The sequence below is a fragment of the Lentzea sp. NPDC004789 genome (genome assembly GCF_053601075.1).
Genome location: NZ_JBSGBE010000012.1, coordinates 137,319 through 154,623, shown reverse-complemented (window position 1 = coordinate 154,623; position 17,305 = coordinate 137,319). Strand labels below are relative to the sequence as shown.

The 17,305-nt window shown below is 70.9% G+C and carries 13 protein-coding genes; 6 read left to right on the top strand and 7 right to left on the bottom strand.

The window, feature by feature from the left end; translation table 11 throughout:
- Position 1: 1 nt before the first annotated feature.
- A complete protein-coding gene (locus ACWEIJ_RS26425; protein ID WP_449839919.1) occupies positions 2-757 on the bottom strand; it encodes an SDR family oxidoreductase in 756 nt (251 codons plus the stop codon).
- 94 nt (positions 758-851) lie between these two features.
- On the opposite strand from ACWEIJ_RS26425, the gene ACWEIJ_RS26420 reads away from it, so the two are divergent.
- Positions 852-1,472 (top strand): TetR/AcrR family transcriptional regulator, encoded by a 621-nt coding sequence (locus ACWEIJ_RS26420; protein WP_449839918.1) that lies wholly within the window; start codon positions 852-854, stop codon positions 1,470-1,472.
- Here ACWEIJ_RS26420 and ACWEIJ_RS26415 read toward each other — a convergent pair.
- The 3 genes from ACWEIJ_RS26415 to ACWEIJ_RS26405 all read right to left on the bottom strand — a co-directional run bounded on the left by ACWEIJ_RS26415 (position 1,435) and on the right by ACWEIJ_RS26405 (position 3,740).
- Positions 1,435-2,400, bottom strand: coding sequence for an RNA polymerase subunit sigma-70 (locus ACWEIJ_RS26415; RefSeq protein WP_449839917.1), 966 nt, complete (start codon positions 2,398-2,400; stop codon positions 1,435-1,437). The two genes, ACWEIJ_RS26420 and ACWEIJ_RS26415, sit on opposite strands and share 38 nt — an antisense overlap.
- Positions 2,401-2,424: 24 nt before the next feature.
- Positions 2,425-3,195, bottom strand: a complete 771-nt coding sequence (locus tag ACWEIJ_RS26410; protein ID WP_449839916.1) for an isocitrate lyase/PEP mutase family protein — start codon at positions 3,193-3,195, stop codon at positions 2,425-2,427.
- A gap of 74 nt (positions 3,196-3,269) precedes the next feature.
- Complete coding sequence (locus ACWEIJ_RS26405) at positions 3,270-3,740, bottom strand: N-acetyltransferase family protein (protein WP_449839915.1); 471 nt, start codon at positions 3,738-3,740, stop codon at positions 3,270-3,272.
- Positions 3,741-3,768: 28 nt separating this feature from the next.
- Between ACWEIJ_RS26405 and ACWEIJ_RS26400 the strand changes: the two genes are divergently transcribed.
- The 4 genes from ACWEIJ_RS26400 (at position 3,769) to ACWEIJ_RS26385 (ending at position 10,306) form a co-directional block, all read left to right on the top strand.
- On the top strand, positions 3,769-4,710 hold the full coding sequence (locus ACWEIJ_RS26400) for a nucleoside hydrolase (RefSeq protein WP_449839914.1): 942 nt from the start codon (positions 3,769-3,771) through the stop codon (positions 4,708-4,710).
- Positions 4,711-4,756: 46 nt separating this feature from the next.
- Positions 4,757-5,656, top strand: a complete 900-nt coding sequence (locus ACWEIJ_RS26395) for an LCP family protein (RefSeq protein ID WP_449839913.1) — start codon at positions 4,757-4,759, stop codon at positions 5,654-5,656.
- 258 nt (positions 5,657-5,914) lie between these two features.
- Positions 5,915-9,748, top strand: coding sequence for an nSTAND1 domain-containing NTPase (locus ACWEIJ_RS26390; RefSeq protein WP_449839912.1), 3,834 nt, complete (start codon positions 5,915-5,917; stop codon positions 9,746-9,748).
- A gap of 60 nt (positions 9,749-9,808) precedes the next feature.
- Positions 9,809-10,306 carry a DUF2165 domain-containing protein gene (locus tag ACWEIJ_RS26385; protein WP_449839911.1) on the top strand — a complete coding sequence of 166 codons (498 nt, stop codon included), beginning with the start codon at positions 9,809-9,811 and terminating at the stop codon, positions 10,304-10,306.
- Here the strand turns inward: ACWEIJ_RS26385 and ACWEIJ_RS26380 are convergent.
- From ACWEIJ_RS26380 to ACWEIJ_RS26370, 3 genes are all read right to left on the bottom strand, one after another.
- Entirely contained in the window at positions 10,281-12,290 is a 2,010-nt protein-coding gene (locus tag ACWEIJ_RS26380) for a diguanylate cyclase domain-containing protein (RefSeq protein ID WP_449839910.1), read from the bottom strand. The genes ACWEIJ_RS26385 and ACWEIJ_RS26380 overlap by 26 nt on opposite strands.
- A 275-nt stretch (positions 12,291-12,565) precedes the next feature.
- On the bottom strand, positions 12,566-14,881 hold the full coding sequence (locus tag ACWEIJ_RS26375; RefSeq protein ID WP_449839909.1) for a LuxR C-terminal-related transcriptional regulator: 2,316 nt from the start codon (positions 14,879-14,881) through the stop codon (positions 12,566-12,568).
- A 2-nt stretch (positions 14,882-14,883) separates the two neighbouring features.
- Complete coding sequence (locus ACWEIJ_RS26370) at positions 14,884-16,092, bottom strand: Hsp70 family protein (protein WP_449839908.1); 1,209 nt, start codon at positions 16,090-16,092, stop codon at positions 14,884-14,886.
- Positions 16,093-16,309: 217 nt separating this feature from the next.
- Here ACWEIJ_RS26370 and ACWEIJ_RS26365 point away from each other — a divergent pair, with 217 nt between their 5' ends.
- Positions 16,310-17,215 carry an IniB N-terminal domain-containing protein gene (locus tag ACWEIJ_RS26365; protein WP_449839907.1) on the top strand — a complete coding sequence of 302 codons (906 nt, stop codon included), beginning with the start codon at positions 16,310-16,312 and terminating at the stop codon, positions 17,213-17,215.
- Positions 17,216-17,305 lie beyond the last annotated feature (90 nt).

Below are 17,305 nucleotides of genomic sequence, written 5' to 3'. Positions count from 1 at the left end.
GTCAGTGGTGCAGGGGCTCCCGCGGCCCCAGGTAGAGGCCGCCGTTGACCTCCAGCACCTGTCCGGTGACCCACCTGCTGTCCGGCGTCGTGAAGAACGCGACCGCGTCGGCGATGTCGGCCGCGTCACCGATCCGGCCGAGCGCGACGATCTTCGCGACGCCCTCCGCGGCGCCCGGCACGTCGTCGAGCCAGGTGTTCATGTCGCTGCGGGTGATGCCCGGTGAGACGGTGTTCACCGTGATTCCCCTGTCCCCCAAGGTGTTCGCCAGCGAGCGGCCCAACGCGTTCAGCGCGCCCTTCGTCATGGCGTAGACCGCCTCCGGGATCGCGAACCAGGTGACGCCCGACGAGATGTTGATGATCCGGCTGCCCTCACGCAGCAGCGGCAGTGCTTTTTGGATGATGAAGAACGGCGCGCGCACGTTCACGTGGAAGACGCGGTCGAACTCGTCCGGCGTCGCGTCGACACCGGGGCCGAACACCGCGGCGTTGTTCACCAGCACGTCCAACGGCCGACCGGCGAGGCCCTCGGTCAGGCCGTCGATCAGCAGGTCGACGCCGTCCGGCCGGGACAGGTCGGCCTCCACCGGGAACGCCCGGCCGCCGGCCGCCTCGATGGCGGCGACGGTTTCCAGCGCCGCCTGCTTGTTGCTGCCGTAGTGCACGGCCACGTGCGCGCCGTCCGCGGCCAGGCGTTCGGCGATCGCCCGGCCGATGCCGCGCGAGGACCCGGTCACCAGTGCTGTCTTGTTCATCTCATCCCCACAGTCGACTTTGTAAGGGAACGTTCCCTTACAACACGGGTACGCTAGCGTGCGGCACGGGCCACGAGCAAGAGGAGAAACCGAGATGCGCCGGACGGCGGCCGAGACCAGGGAGCTCGTCCTCGACGTCGCCAGCCGCCTGTTCTACTGGCGCGGCATCCGCGCCACCGGCGTCGACAAGATCGCGGCGGAGGCCGGGGTCTCACCCAACGTGCTCTACCGCGCGTTCGCCACGAAGGACGACCTCGTCGCGGCTTACGTCGCGCGGTCGAGAGAACAGGCCGAAGCGCGCTTCGACGCCGCCGTCGCGAAGGCCGGTTCCGACGCACGCGCGGGCATCCTCGCCATGTTCGACGCGCTCGCCGAGGACATCAGGCCCGAGGTGTTCCGGGGATGCGTCTGCATGATGACGCTCGCCGAGTTCCCCGACGAGGAGCTGCCCGCTCACCGGAGCGCGGTCGGCGCCAAGAGGTGGGTGCGCGAGCGGTTCGGCGAACTGGCCGCGCGACTGGGGGTGGCGGAGCCCGAGGTGCTCGCCGACCAGTTGTCGATCATCTGGGAAGGCACGAACAGCACCGCGCAGGCCATGGGCGCGGACGGGCCGCCGGCCAGCACGCGGCCCTTGGTGACGGCGATCCTCGACCACCACGAAGATCGCCGCGAAGCGGTCACGCCACCAGCCGGGCGGGCAGGCCGGCGGCGATGACCGCGGCGGGGTCGTCGAACTTGACCGCCCGGGAGAAGCGGTCGCCGTCGACCTCCAGCACGAACAGGCCGTCGGCCAGCAGGTCGCCGGACGCGCCACGCCGGTAGCTCGCCGCGGCCGGCTGGCCGTTGCAGCGGGTCGGCACCAGCCGGACGAGCCCCGCGGCGCCGAAGGCACGGCGCGCCAGGAACGGCAGGCACACCCCGACGCCCTGGAACCAGACGGGGTGCGGCACGGCTTCGAGCCGGAAGTCGTCGTGGATGACGGCACGGATGGCGGCGACGTCCGCGGCCTCGAACGCCGCGATGTAGCGCTCCAGCAGTGCGCGCTCCAGCTCCACCGGCGGCGGAGCCGGCACGTGCAGGTCCTCCTCGTCGAGCCGTTTGCGGGCCCGCTGCAGGAGGCTCTTCACCGCCGGAACGCTGACGCCGAGCGTCTCCGCGATCTCCGCGGCCGACCAGGAGAGCACCTCCCGCAACAGCAGCGCCGCGCGTTGCCGCACCGGCAGGTGCTGCAGCGCCGCGATCAACGCGAGGCGCACCGACTCGCGTTGCACGACCACCTCACCCGGATCGCCGAGCAGGGCGTCGGGGAGCGGTTCGAGCCACGGGACGGACTCGTCGCTGAAGACGTGGGCGTCCGGATCGCTCGACGGGGCCCCCAGCCCGGCGGGCAGCACGCGCCGGCTGCGGTGGTTCAGCGCCGTGATGCAGGTGTTGGTCGCGATCCGGTAGAGCCACGTCTTCAACGACGAGCGCGCCTCGAAGCCCGGCATCGCACGCATGGCGCGCAGGTACGTCTCCTGGACGACGTCCTCGGCGTCGGAGCGCGAGCCGGTCATCCGGTAGCAGTGCGCGACCAGGCCGGGCCGCAACCGGTCGAACTCGGCTGGCCAGCTGTTGATCGGCGAGATCGCCTCTGCGGACACGGCACGCTCCTCCGTCGAATCTGACTACGGGTTGGACTCCGCGCGCAATGAAGAGGAATCGGTCCACAACTTCGCGAGCGCGGCGCGGAAGCCGTCAGGCCCCTGCCGGTAGAAGCGAGGGCCGTACGACACCCGTGCCACCCCCAGCGCCGCCAGCGCGGCCAGGTCCAGCGAGTCGGTGGTGTTGCCGTTGACCGGCCCGGGCACCTCACCGACGAGTCGCCGCAGGTCGTCGCCGGCACCGATCGGGTAGACGCAGTCCGCGCCCGCCTCCAGGTAGCGGCGGGCGCGCCGGACCGCCTCGGCCAGCGGGTCACGGATCCCGCTCGACGGCAGGAAGACGTCGATCCGCGCGTTGACGACGATCGGCACCCCTGCCTCGTCCGCGGCCGCCCGCACCTGCGCGAACCGCTCGGCCTGCGCCTCGGCGTCCACGAGACCTCCGGCACGGTGATCGGTGTCCTCGATGTTGCAGCCGACGACACCTGCGTCCACCAGCGCCTCCACCAACCGGTGCGGCTCCAGGCCGTAACCCGCCTCCGCGTCCACGGTCACCGGAACGGGCACCGCGGCCGCGATCCGGGCGGCGGCCGCGAACATCTCCCGCCACGGCGCCTTCTCCCCGTCGCCGAAGCCGAGCACCTCCGCCACGGCGGCGCTGGAGGTCGCGACCACCGGGAACCCGGCCTCGGCGACCTGCACCGCGCTGGCCTCGTCCCATGCGTTCGGCAGCACGAGCATCGGCCCGTGGTGAAGCCTGCGCAGCAGATCGGCCTGCGTCTTCAGATCGGACATCGAACCACCCCTCATGCGGGAATGACGCACGTTCACGAAGACGTAGACCTCGCCGGGAGGCAGGAGGAATCGGTCTAGCGGCGGCGGTACCGGAGCTCGATCAGGACGGCGTCGCCCTCGGTCTGCGTCTTCGAGACGCCGTCCGCGGTGAAGCCGAGGCGCTCGTAGAAGCGGCGAGCCCGCTTGTTGTCCTCCAGCACCCACACGATCACGTCCGGCTCGTCGCCGAGGGCGGCGCGCGCCAACGACTCGGCCAGGCCGCTCCCCCACGCGGACGGCAGGAAGTAGATCGAGTACAGCTCGAAGGGCGCGTCGTCGTCCCGGGACGGGCCGGCCGAGGCGAAACCGACCACGACGTCGTCCACCAGCGCCACCCAGACGCCGCCGTCCGGGATGAGGCGTTCCCACATGGCCGTGCGGCCGTCCACGGAGAGGTTGTCGAGCACCTCGTCCGGGATCACGCCGCGGTAGGCGCTCTGCCAGGACCGGACGTGCACGGACGCCACTGCGGCGGCGTCGGGGAGAACTGCGGGACGGATTGTCATGTCATCCCCCAATGGCATGATCGGGTGCATGCGGATCATCGTCGACGCGGACCCCGGCATCGATGACGCCCTTGCTTTGTACTACCTCCGCGCGCACCCGGACACCGAAATAGCCGCCATCGGCACGGTGCACGGCAACGTGCCGGTCGAGGTCGCCACGGCCAACGCGCTCAGGCTCGTCGAACGACTGAACCTGCAGGTCCCCGTGGCCATGGGCGCGGCCAGACCGCTCGCGCAGCCGCTCATGACCGCGGAGGGCGTGCATGGTCAGGACGGGCTCGGCGGGCACGCGGGAGACGACCCCACGACCACGCACGTGCCGCAGAGCGCGGCCGAGCAGCTGGCGAACATGGCGCGCGAGGAACCCGGACAGCTCAGCCTGCTGGCCATAGGCCCGCTCACCAACGTCGCACTGGCGTTGCAGATCGAGCCACGCCTGCCGGAGCTGCTCGACAAGGTCGTGGTGATGGGCGGCGCGCTCAACGTGCCCGGCAACATCACGAGCTACGCCGAGGCCAACTTCTGGCACGACCCCGAGGCCGCCGACCTCGTGCTCCAGGCGGGCTTCACGGACCTCACGATCGTCGGACTGGACGTCACGATGGCCAGCCACGCACCGGGCGAGTGGCTGGAAGCGCTCCCGCACGACAACTACGCGCGGCGGTTCCTCCGGTTCTACGCGGACTTCTACGAGAGCTTCCTGGGCAAGGCCGGGTTCGTCCCGCACGACCCGCTCGCCGCGGCGATCATGCTCCAGCCGGACCTCGCCACCTACGTCGAGGACCGGTTCGCGATCGAGCTCACCGGCCGCTACACCCGCGGCGCGCTGGTCGCCGACCAGCGGTTCCTCGCGGAGGGCAGCCCTTTCGGCCGGGACATCGCGACCGAACGCACCAAGGCCAGGTACGCCGTCACGGCCGACAGCGACCTGTTCCTCGCCCAGCTGAGGCACGCTGTGACACAACCATGACGAACCACCGACGCGATCCGGACAAACGGCCGGGACCGTCGGGGGTATGAACGTCCACTTGAAACGATGGCTCGCGGTCTCGGGGGCCGCCGTGGCCGTCGCGGCGGGCGTCGTGGTCGGGGGTTCCTACTGGCGGCTGGAGAGCAATCTCAAGACCGTCGATCTCGCCAAGGAGATCACCCACCCCAGACCTCCGTCGACGCCCGGCCGCCCGCTCAACCTCCTGCTGATCGGCAAGGACGACGGGCGGTCCGACACCGCCATGGTCGTGCAGCTCAACGCCGCGGGCGACCAGGCGCGCGTCGTCAGCATCCCGCGCGACACGATGGTGCCCAGGCCGCGGTGCGGGACCAACCCGCCCGCGGCCATCGCCATGTTCAACAGCGCCTTCGCCACGGGCGGCGCGGCGTGCACGGTGGCCACGGTCGAGCAGATGAGCGGCATCCGGATCGACCACTTCGTCCAGATCGACTTCAACGGCTTCCGCGACGTCATCGACCGGCTCGGCGGCATCGACCTCACCGTGCCGGAGCCGATCGACGACGAGAAGAGCGGGCTGCACGTCCCGGCCGGACCGGTCGAGCTCGACGGAACGCAGGCTCTCGCATTCGTCCGGACGCGCTACAGCATCGGTGACGGAAGTGACCTCAACCGAATCAAGAACCAGCAGCTGTTCATGCGCGCGTTGAGCGAGAAACTGGCCAACGAGAATTGGCTGGCGAGCCCGCAGAAAACGTTCCAGCTCGCGGACATCCTCACGAGGTCGATCGTGACGGACGAGGAGATCGGGTCGATCGCGAAATTGTCCGACCTCGCGGGAAAGCTCACCGCGTTGAAACCGGAGAGCATCACCTACGTGACGCTGCCGACCGAGACGTACCTGCCCGACCCGAACCGCGTCCAGCCCAAGCAACCGGAGGCGGACGCGCTGTGGAAGACCGCCTGACCTAGCAGGCCGCGCCCTGCCACTCGCTCGGCGACGGCGACGGCCACGGCTGAGGAGACCCCCAACACTCCTCAGCCGTGGAAGCTTCACCCCAGTTGGCCACTACCACTGTGACGGTCTCCCGGTCTCGTGAAAGGACGTGGAGTCGAGGCTGTCAGACCACCTCGTTAGGGTGGGCTGCGGACGGCCCGTCCGGTGCGTGCACCGCAGCTCAGACGGGCGGTCGTAGTTTTCCGGTCCGGACGAGGTGGAGGCCCCTTGGGACCCCGTGGCGTCTTCGCGGAGCGCTTCGCGCTGCTCTACGCGGAGGCAGGTGACCCACCGCTGAAGCGAGTCACGGAGTCGGTCGCCCGCGCCCGCCGTACGGACGAACAGGGCAGACCGGTCCGCGTACCGGCCCAGCGCGTCAGCGACTGGCGGCGGGGGCGCAACGTGCCCGCCCGGTTCAGCGGGCTGAGCGCCGTCCTCGAGATCCTCGTCGGCGAGGCGCGCAAGCGGAAGCCCCAACCGGTGATCGACGGTCTGTACGACCTCGACGCGTGGCGCACCCTCTGGGAGGAGGCGCTCGCGAGCCCGGTCACCGACGCGGTCGCCGACCGGGAAACGCCTCCCCAGGAGGACAGCGCGGTCTGCCCGTACATGGGCCTGAGCGCATTCGGGCCACAGGACGCGAATTGGTTCTTCGGCCGGGAAAGGGCGACGAACGCCCTTCTCTCCAGAATCGACGAGAACGGCATCACGATGCTCGTCGGCGCGTCCGGGGCCGGCAAGTCGAGTTTGATGAAGGCGGGTGTTCTTCCCCGCATCGGCAAAGACGCCATCATCATTTCTCCCGGCACGGACCCGTTGAAGGAGCTGGCGCTGCAGGTGCCGGACCTGATCCCCGTGCTGGAGGCCGCCGCCGACTCGGAGGCGCTCGTCGAGTTCGCGCAGGAGGTGCAGCTCGCGGTGGGCGAGCGGGTGGTGATCGTCGACCAGTTCGAGGAGGCGTTCACGCTCGGCGGCGACGAGAACCGGCTGCGGATCTTCGTGCAGGCCCTGCACGCGGCGGCGGAGAAGACGCCGGTCCTGCTGGGCGTGCGGGCCGACTTCTACGCCCGCTGCCTCGACTTCCCCGAGCTCGCCGAGGCGCTGCAGAACCGGCAGATGGTGCTCGGCGCGATGACGGCGGCCGAGCTGCGCGACGCCGTGACGAACCCGGCCAAGGCCGCGGGCCTGCAGCTCGAAGCGGGCCTGGTCGAGCTGATGCTGCGCGACCTGGGCACCCACAACCGCCGCGGCAAGGACGCCTACGACGCGGGTGCGCTCCCGCTGCTCAGCCACGCCCTGCTGGTCACCTGGCAGCGCAGGCAGGCGGGCCGGCTGACCATCGCGGGCTACCGCGCGGCCGGCGGCATCCAGGGCGCCGTCGCCGCCACGGCCGAACGCGCCTGGGCCGACCTCGACGAGCCGGGCAAGGCCGCCGCACGGCAGCTGCTCCTGCGCCTGGTCCGGGTCGGTGACGACACCCAGGACACCCGCCGCCGGTCCAGCCGCCACAACCTGCTGGAGGCCAGCCAGAACCTCCCCGCCACCGAACGCGCGCTCGAAGTCCTCACCCGCGCCCGCCTGGTCACCGTCGACTCCGGCAGCGTCGAGATCACGCACGAGGCGTTGCTGCAGGCGTGGCCGCGGCTGCGCAGCTGGATCGACGAGGACCGCGCGGGCAACCTCGCCCGGCAGAAGCTGGAGGAGGACGCCACGACGTGGGCGGCGACCGAGCGCGACTCGTCGTTGCTCTACCGCGGCGCACGGCTGGAAGGCGCGCGGCAGCAACAGCAGAACGTCACCGCGGTCGCGAAGGAGTTCGTGCGGGCGTCGGAGCGCCAGCACCGAAAGAGCGTCTGGCTGCGCCGCAGCGCGGTCGCCCTGGTCTCGGTGTTCGCGCTGATCGCGGCGGGCGCGGCGGTGATCGCCGTGCAGCAGCGCAACGACGCCCAGTACCGCCAGGTCGTCGCGGAGGCCGACCGGCTCACCACGTCCGACCCGTCGCTGTCGGCGCAGTTCCTGGCGGTCGCGCACCGCATGCGCCCGGACGACGAGGCCGTGAACGCCAAGCTGCTCGCCAGCCAGCAGCTCCCGCTGGCCACCCCGCTCGCCGGTCACACCGGCGCGGTCTACCTGACGACGTTCAGCCCGGACGGCAGCCTGCTGGCCACGGCGAGCTACGACCGCACCGCGCGCCTCTGGGACGTCCGCGACCGCAGCCGTCCCAAGCAGGTCGCGGTCATCACCGGCCACCGGGACTGGCTGAGCTCCGCGGTCTTCTCCCCCAACGGCAAGGTCCTCGCGACCACGGGACAGGACGCGACGATCCGGTTCTGGGACGTCACCGACCCGAGCTCGCCCAAGGCGATCAAGACGCTCGAGACCGGCAACGGCCCCACCTACCTGCTGGAGTTCAGCCCCGACGGCACGCTGCTCGCGGCGGCGAACGAGGACAAGTCGGCCAGGCTGTGGGACGTCCGGGACCCGGCGAACCCCAAACCCTCCGGCGAACCGCTGCGCGAGCACACCGCCGCGGTCCGCTCCCTCGCGTTCAGCCCGGACGGCAAGACCCTCGCCACCACCGGGGACGACCAGACGATCCGGCTGTGGGACGTCGCCACCAGGACGAGGATCGGCAAGCCGATGACCGGCCACACCGCCGGCATCCACACCGTGGCGTTCAGCCCGGACGGCAAGCTGCTCGCGAGCGGCGCCGACGACAAGATCGTGCGGTTGTGGGACCCCGCCACGCAGAACCCGGTGGGCCAGCCGCTCGGCGGCCACACCGGTCCGGTGTGGTCGGTGAAGTTCAGCCCGGACGGTCTCGTGCTCGCCTCGGGTTCGGCCGACGCCACCGTGCGGCTGTGGAACCTCAGCAACCCGGCGGCACCGAGCCTGCTCGGCCGGCCGCTCTCGGCACGCGGCGCCAACCTCTTCGCGATCGGCTTCAGCCCGGACGGGAGCGCTCTCGCGACCGGTTCGCTGGAGAACGCCGTACAGCTGTGGTCACTGCCGCGCTCAGTGCTGCTCGGCCACAGCCTGCACGTGCCGACGCCCGCGTTCAGCGCGGACGGCAAGCTCATCGCCACCGGTTCGAGCGACAAGACCGTGCGGCTGTGGGACGTGTCGGACCTGGGTCACCCGAAGCAGATCGGGCCACCGCTGCTCGGACACGAGCGCACCATCAGCACACCGGCGTTCCGGCCGGACGGCAAGGTGCTCGCCACGGCGGCCGGTGACAGAACCGTGCGGCTGTGGGACATCGCCGACCCCGCGCACGCGCGACCGCTGGGCCAACCGCTCGTGCTGCCGAACCGGTTCGCGGCGGTGGTGCTGTTCCGCCAGGACGGCCAGGTGCTCCTGACCAGCCACGACGACGAGTCGGTGCGGTTCTGGGACGTGCGCGACCCCGCCCGGCCGGTGCCGATCGGCGAGCCGCTGACCGGCCACGACGGCTACGTCAACGACGCGGAGTTCAGTCCGGACGGCCGCACGCTCGCCACCGCGAGCAGCGACCGGACGGTCCGCCTGTGGGACGTGAGCGATCCGGCGAAGCCGAGGCTGCTCGGCAAGCCGATCGACGACCCGCAGATCGTGAACCGGGCGACCTTCACCCCGGACGGCAAGACGCTGATCATCGCCGGGCAGAACAGGGTGATCCGCTTCTTCGACGTGCGCGACCTGGAGCACCCGGTGCAGATCAGCGAGCTGCACGGGCACACCGGGACGATCAGCACGCTCTCGATCAGCGCGGACGGCCGGTTGCTCGCGACCAGCAGCGCGGACCGGACGTTCCGGCTGTGGGACATCACCGACCCGGCCGAGCCCGCCGACCTGGGCCAGCAGATCACCGGCGACTGGGCGGCCGAACCGTTCGTCCAGTTCGCGCCGCAGGGCCGGGTGCTCGCCACCGGCAACGCCGACGGGGTCGTGCGGTTGTGGGACCTCGACGTCGGCCACCAGGTCGACCGGATCTGCAACGCCACCCGAGGTGTGCTCACACCTGAGCTGTGGGCGGAGCGCATGCCGCAGGTGACGTTCCAGGACCCGTGCGCGCAACGCTGATCATTCTCAAGTGGAGAGAAGGGGCTCACCGGCTGCACCCCATCGGTTACTGTCCGCGCCATGCGTCTTCTTGCTCGGGTCGGCAGCTTGCGCGCGGTTGTCGCGGTGACCGTGGGGTTCATCGCGCTCAACATGCTTCTCGTGGTGCTCGGGAACGTCACGGACTACGGCACCAACGAGGCCTTCGTGAAACACGTCCTCGCCATGGACACGACGTTCGGCAAGGAACTGAAGTGGCGGGCGATCACCAGTCCCGCCGTCGTCACGATCGTCTACGTCGCGATCATCGCGTGGGAGGCCGTCTCCGCGGTCCTGCTGACCGCGGGCACCATCGCGTACCTCCGCGACCGGGAGGACAGCGCGCGCAGGTTCGCCTCCGCCGGTCTGCTGATGATCGTGGCGTTGTTCCTCGGCGGCTTCATCACCGTCGGCGGTGAGTGGTTCGCGATGTGGCAGTCGAAGGACTGGAACGGCATCACCGCCGCCCTGCGCATGGTGACCATCGCGGGCTTCGCGCTGATCCTCGTGCACCTCAACCCGCGTCGGGCCACTGCGTAGTCGGCTCAACGCAGAACACCGGCCCGACCCCGGCGTCGGCGCCGAGTTCAGTCCACCAGTCCAGCTGCTCAGCGTCCTCGATCGTGTCGACCACCACGAGCCCACCGGCCTCGTGCACGAACACGACGAGGTCGCTGAGCACGTGTGACACCAGCTCATCGGGCTTCTGAGCACGCCCCTTCACCCGCACGGCCGTCACCCCGAGCTCGCGCACCAGCTCGATCTCCGCCGTGGACCCGGTGAAGTCCCGCGCCCCGATGTGAAGCCCCATGTCCGACAACAGGTCCAGGTTGTCGGCGGCCTCGCTGTCCTCCGACGCGAGCACGTGCACCGGAAAGCCCAGCAACAACCGCGCGGCCGGCAGCCCGGTGTCCGCCAGCACCCGCCGCACGTCCCGCACCAGGTCCGGGCTGTTGGCCATGCCCGCGGTCAGGCACACCGCCAGAATCTCGTCGTGCCCGCGGGCCGCCTCGGCAGCCCGGCGCAACATCCACTCGCCGAGCGGCAGCATCAACCCGGTGTGCTCGGCCATCGACACGCACTTCTCGTGCGGGATCAGCCCGACGTCCCGGTGCCGCCAGTTCAGCTCGGCCTCGACGCAGATCCGCCCCGACCCGTCGAGCTTCATCACGGGGTTGAACACGACGTCGATCTCGCCGCTCTCCCAGGCCCCCGGCATGACCGCGGCGAGCGCGAACTCCTCCTGCTCCCGCTTGTCCTGCGTGGCGTCGTGCAGCCCCCACTGCCGCCGCCCACTTCGCTTGGCCCGCCGAAGCGTCATGTCCGACGCCCTGAGCACCTCGGCCGGGTGTTCGCCGGGAGTCAGCCGCGGCAACACCCCGATGGTCGCAGACACCGCCACCCCGTGATCACCGAAGTAGACCGGTTCGGCCAGTTCGTGCTCGATCATCCGAATCGTCGTGTCGACGTCCGGCGTGTCGGGCCCGTTCTCCACGAGCACCGCGAACTCGTCACCCTCAAGGCGCGCGACCATGGCCTTCTCACTGGAGAAGACCGCCGACAGCCGCTCGGCCACGAGCTTCAGCACCTTGTCACCGATCTCGCGCCCGAGGCCGTCCGTGATCACCGCGAACGCGTCCAGGTCGAGGTGGTACAGCGTCACGCCGTGCTCGATGTCGCTGTGCAGCAACGACTCCAGCCGCGTCGTCAGGTACTGCCGGTTCGGCAGCCCGGTCAGCGCGTCGTGCAACGACTGGTACTGCAACCGCCCGCCGAGCAACGTCAGCTGGCTGTCGTCGTCGATCATCACGACGAAGTGCTTCGGGTTGTCCTCCGCGTCCTTCTGCACCGTGGCCGCGAGCAACACCCGGAAGTGCTCACCGTCCCGGTCGATCAACCGGGGCCGCTCCTCGACCCGCCGCATCCGCCCGTACTTCAGGCCCGCCAGCGCGTCGTTGACGAGCGGCAGATCCGCGGGAGCGATGAGATCCGTGAGCGTCATCCCGGCAACGTCGTCCCGGCGGAGGATGGTGCACAGTGCCGCGTTGGCCCGCTCCAGCTCCCCGTCCAGACTCACCATCGCGATACCGGTGGACGAGTGCGCGAAGATGTCCTCGAACCGCTCCTCGCTGGCCTGCAGATCCAGCTGCACCGCGCGGTTCGCCCGCAGCAGCGCCTGACTGACGCTCTCCTGCTGCTCCAGCACGAACGCCTGAATGGCCCCGGTGTACGCCGCCGACACCGCGCCGATGACCAGCGCCGCCCGATGCGCGTCGGCCCCCTCCTGCGCCACGAAGTCGGCCAGGATCTCGACCGACTTCCGCAGGCTCTCCGCACCGACGCAGTGGATCTCGACCAGCCTGGTCCCCACCTGACCGGCCGCGGCCGGGTCCTGGGCCAGCGCCTCGGCCACCAGGTTCAACAGCTCACGCAGCTCTTCGGTCAGCTTCGCCGCCGACAGCGGTACGTACGCAGTACGACTGACCTTGATCGCCCAGTCGCGCGCCAGTTCGTCACGCCCCATCGGACGTGACGGTCTCGCGTCGTCCTGGCTCGGCAAATCGATCCACCTAAGACCTGCTCGGCGAGCAACGGTGCGGAAGCCTACCGCCAGCAAACCACACCGTCCCGATGGGCGGGGCCCTTCGCCCCAACGGGCGTACCGCGATCTCGCGGCGTCACAACCTTTACTCGCTCAATCGGAGCAATTTTCCCACGAGAAGGCGCACCGCAGATGCCTTCGATCGGGGCACAGGCGCCCACCGGCGGGTTCGGTGCGGCGGGCGGCTCGCTCGCGCCCTATGCCCCGACGATGTGCCGCAACTGAGCCAGCAGATCCGACCGGGAAGTGCTCCCCAGCCGCTGCCGCATCCGGGCCATGTGGTGCTCGACGGTCTTGGCCGAGATGAACAACCGGTCCCCGACCTGCTTGTAGGTCATCCCCTCCAGGACCAGCCGGGCCACCTCCCGCTCGCGGTCGCTCAGCTTCCCGGCGTCCTCGGCCACGCCCACCGGCTCGCTCTCCCCGGCGCGCCGGGCGGAAACCGGCCGCCCCTGCAACAACCGGGCGCAGTCGAGCAGCCGGACCATCGCCTGCCGATCAGCCGTCCGGATGGCCGCCTGCCCGGCCAGCCGAGCCGCGTCCCACCACAGCCCGACGGCGTGCAGGCTGCGGGCAGCCACCTCGACCCGGTCCGGATCGACCTTCCCGGCCACCACGTCGAGCCAGCACTCGGCGGCGACCGAGACGATGCCGCAGTACCGCGAGTGCTCCCGGTTCACCGCCAAGGCGGCCGCGTGTTCCTCGGCCGCGGCGGTGTTCTCGTCGATGATCGCCGCGTGCAGCAGGCTCCAGTGCAGCTGGGTGGTCCACAACGGCGGATTCCCCAGCGACTTCAACAACCCCAGGGCCTGCCGCAAGTGCGGCGCCAGCCGGTCCTGGTCCCGCAACCGGGCCGCGGCCGCGGCGAACTCTCCCAACGGCAGCAACGAGAACAGGTCGACCGGATGCCGGAGCACGGCCTCGCAGGCCTGCTCCCACGTGCGCCGCAGGGTGGCCAGGTCGCTGTTGCGCCGAGCCACCCCGACCTCCAGCGCCACCGCGAAGATCCAGTCGCGCGGCTCGAACGCTCCGCGCACCGACATCAGGCCTTCGCGGGCGACCGCCAGGTTGCCCCGCAACATGTGCAGCCAGGACTGCAGCAGCCGGTGCCGCACCGACATCAGCACACCACCGGTCGCGGACTCGACCGCCCGGTCCAGCACCGACTCGGCGACGTTGGGCTCGCCGCAGTGCACGGCCACCAAGGCCGCCAGCGCGGCAGGGCTGTCCGGCAGCAGCACCGCACCGCCGGCGGGTTCGAGCATCGACGAGGCGCGCACCAAAGTGGACAGTGCGGCGGTCTCGGCGCCGGAGACCGACTGCCGGACTCCTTGCAGCATCAGGGAAGCCGCCCCGCCGAGCATCGTCGGCGGCTGCGGCGGGGCCTCGTCGAACCGGTGCCCGGTGCCGATCAGCCCGATCCCGGCGAACGCGGCCGCGTACGGCGTGGCGGCCCACCGGAACAGCTCGGTGCTCCTGGCCAGCTGGCCCCGGTGCGCCAAGGCGACGGCCGCGACCTCGGCTGCCGTGCGCCGGTACGACGAGTCGGGAGCGCTGATCACCTGGTCGGCCAGGCGCAGGGCCGCGTCCAGGTCCCCGGACATCGCGGCGGCCGTGGCCCAGGAGGCGGCGGTCTCGGCGGAGGGCGCCCCACCGCCGGTGGAAGCCGCGAACAACCGGGCGGCGAGCGCGGGATCGGAGGCGAGCGCCTCACGCGCGGCAGCGGCGAAGACCGGTCCGCCGATGCCGCTGTCCAGCAACGGCCGCACCAGCTCCAGGACCGGGCCACCGCGTTCGAGCTGCAGCTGCGCCAGCTTCTGCCGCACCGCGATCCGCCGCTCGGCACGCGTCAGCGCCCCGACCGCCCGATGCGCCAACGGCAGCAGGGTGCCGTCCTCGGCCAGCATCCCGGTGGCCCGCGCGGCCTCGATGATGTCGCTGACCTCGTCGAAGTCCTTGTCCAGCAAGGCCGACAGGAGATCCAGCCGCTGTGCCGCGCCGGCTTCGGCGGCCAGCAGGAACTTCTGCAGGTCCGCGTCCAGCCAGTCGAGGTCCGCCCGGAACGCCGACAGCACCTCGGCCGACACCTCGGACGCCGCCCCGAGCCGTTCGACGAACGCCGGCACGCCACCGGTCTGCGCGAAGACGAAGTCCACCACGGGCTTGGGCGCGCGCAGGAACTCGCGGACCTGCTCGCGGGAGAACGGCGCCAGCGGCACGACCACCGCGCCACGGGTCAGCTCGGCCAGCACCGAACGCCGGGGCCAGGGCCGGTACGCCAGCACCAGCAGCGGTTCCGCGGCCAGGGCGCGCAGGGAGGCGTCGTCCAGCAGGTGCGCGTCGTCGACCACGCGCACCGCGGAGTTGGTGATCTCCTCCAGCACGGCCGTCTTGCCGTGACCACCAGGCGCCGCGACGACCACGCGCAGGCGGGTGCCCTCAGCGGCGTCGTTGATCCGGTCGAGCACACCTCGCACGGAAGCGTCCAGCACCAACCTGGCTCGCGTGGTCACGCTCAACGGCCATCCTCATCGTCGAATTTGCGGGACTTGTCGGACCGCCGCCCGACGGGCTTCAACGCGCTCGCCATGCGCTTCACCCGAGGCGGCGGCAGGTCCAGCGGGGACACGTCCACCGGCGGGCGGGGCGGCGGCGCGGTGAACTCGTCGTCCTCCGGACCGGCGATCTCGCCGACCGGGAACCGCAACGACGCCTCGCGGGTGTGGACCAGCACGGAGGTGTCGAACGGTTCGGGCTCGGCTTCTGGACCCACGACGACCAGCCGTGCGGCCACGGCGGCGCCCTTCGCGACCGAGAGCTCCGGCGCCGCCTCGGCCAGCACGCGGCAGTCGACCGCGGCCGACAGCGCGTCGCCGATCATCGGCATCCGGCAGCCGCCGCCGACGAGCAGCACCGCATCGGGCTGAACAGCGCCCAGCGCGCGCACGAAGGTGCTCACCAGGTGGTCGACGGAAGGCCGGATCTCCTCGGTGAACTCGTCGCGGGTGATCTCGACGCCGCTGATCACGACGGACGGCCCGAACGCCCGCTTGGCCGCCTCGCACTCGGCGACCGACACGACGCCGTCCTTGCCGAGCCGGCCGCGCACCAGTGCGGCCAGCAGGTCGTCGAAGTCCGCGCCGGTGTGGTGGTCGATGCCCTCGACGTGGTTGCCCAGCTCGAACGTGCGGCCCTGCGTGCGCCGCACGACCGACGCGGCGAACGCGTGGCTGCCGAGCGAGAACACGGCCAACGACGAGTCCGGCAGCACGCGCGAGCGCACGGCGTGGTTCTCCGCGGCCGCGAGCGGTTCCGGCACGAGCGTCACGTCGTGCACACCGACCGCCCGCAGCGCGGCGTGGAGCTGCCCGCGGCGATAGGGGCCCCACCCGGCCGGGTGACTGACGGCCACGTGACGGGGCTGTTCACCCTCTCGGGCGACCACCTCGCCGATCACCCACATGATCAGCAACGCGGTGAGCTCCTCGGCCGGGCAGATCTCCGGGCCCAGCGAGAACGGCACCGCGTCACCGACTCTGCGGGCGAAGCCGGTGGCCGTCCACCCGACGGCGCCGAGCTCGCCCACCGAGAACGTCCCAGCGTCCGTGAGCTGCAGAAACGACGGCACGACCAGGGCGATCTCGGCCTCCCTGGCGCCGTCGAGGCGGCACACGGCAGCAGTCGTGCGGGTGGTCCCGACATCGACTCCGAGTACGTACGCCAAGTCTCTTCCTCACCTGTTCGCAGCAGCGACCAGTACCTACACGGGTGAACAAGAGGCACTCAAGCACCGCCCCTAATCCCCTAGGGGCTCAACGAGCGTCACCCCATTGGGGAACGGGGATCTACTGGGAGTGATCCCCGATGTCGGGGACGGGCCCGCTCTCATAGCTTTCCGGCACACACCAATTGATACGTGCTTCAACAGGAGAGTCCCTCAGATGATCGAGTCGACCAGCACGCTCCACGACTTCGTGCTCAACCTTCTCAGCGACCCGGCTCTCAAGGCCGCTTTCGCCGCCGACGCTCAGGGCACGCTGGAGCAGGCCGGCCTGGCCGACATCACCGCCGTGGACGTGCAGGAGGTCATCCCGCTGGTCCTCGACCTGGTCCCCGCGGTCGACGGTCTGCCCACCGTCGAGGGTCTCGACCTCCAGCTGCCCACGGACGCTCTCCTCGCGCAGGGCCCGCTCGGCGCCATCAGCCAGCTGCAGGCGGTCACGTCTCAGCTGACCTCGTCGGGTGTGAACCTCAGCGACCTGCACACCTCGTCCGCCGGCGTGCTCGCGGTCGACGGCAACGGCCTCAACCTGATGGCCGCCAACAAGACCCTCGGCGCGCTCACCTCGTCCAACGTGGGCCTCGGCGGCGACTTCTCCGCGGTCAACGACGTGACCTCCGTCCTCGACCACACGGCGTCCCCGGTCACCGGTGCCGCCCTCGACGTGGCCGACACCGCGACCTCCACGGTCGACGGCACGCTGGCGACCGCGGGTCACGCCGTTCCCGGCGTCGACGGCGTGCTCGGCCACCTCGGCGGCGTGACCGGCCTGACCCACGACACCCTGGGCGTGCTCGGCGGCGGGGACGCCGGCATCGGCTCCCTCAACGTCTCGGGCCTGAACCACATCACCGACGGCCACGTCGGCGTCCAGACCCTCGACACCGTCGGCCAGGCCACGCACGCCGCGACCGGCGCCGTCGACACCGTCACCGGTGTGACCCACTCCGCGACCGGCCTGGTCGACCACACCGCCGGCGTCGGCAACGTGGTCAACACCGTCACCGACGTCGCGCACCACGCGCCGGTGGTCGGCGACCTCGACCTGCACGGCCTGCTCGGCTGAGCCACTCTCCCCATCGCGGACCGGCCCTGTCTCACGTGGACAGGGCCGGTTCGGCGTCTACCAGGCAAAACCGGCATCGCGGTTTGCTCG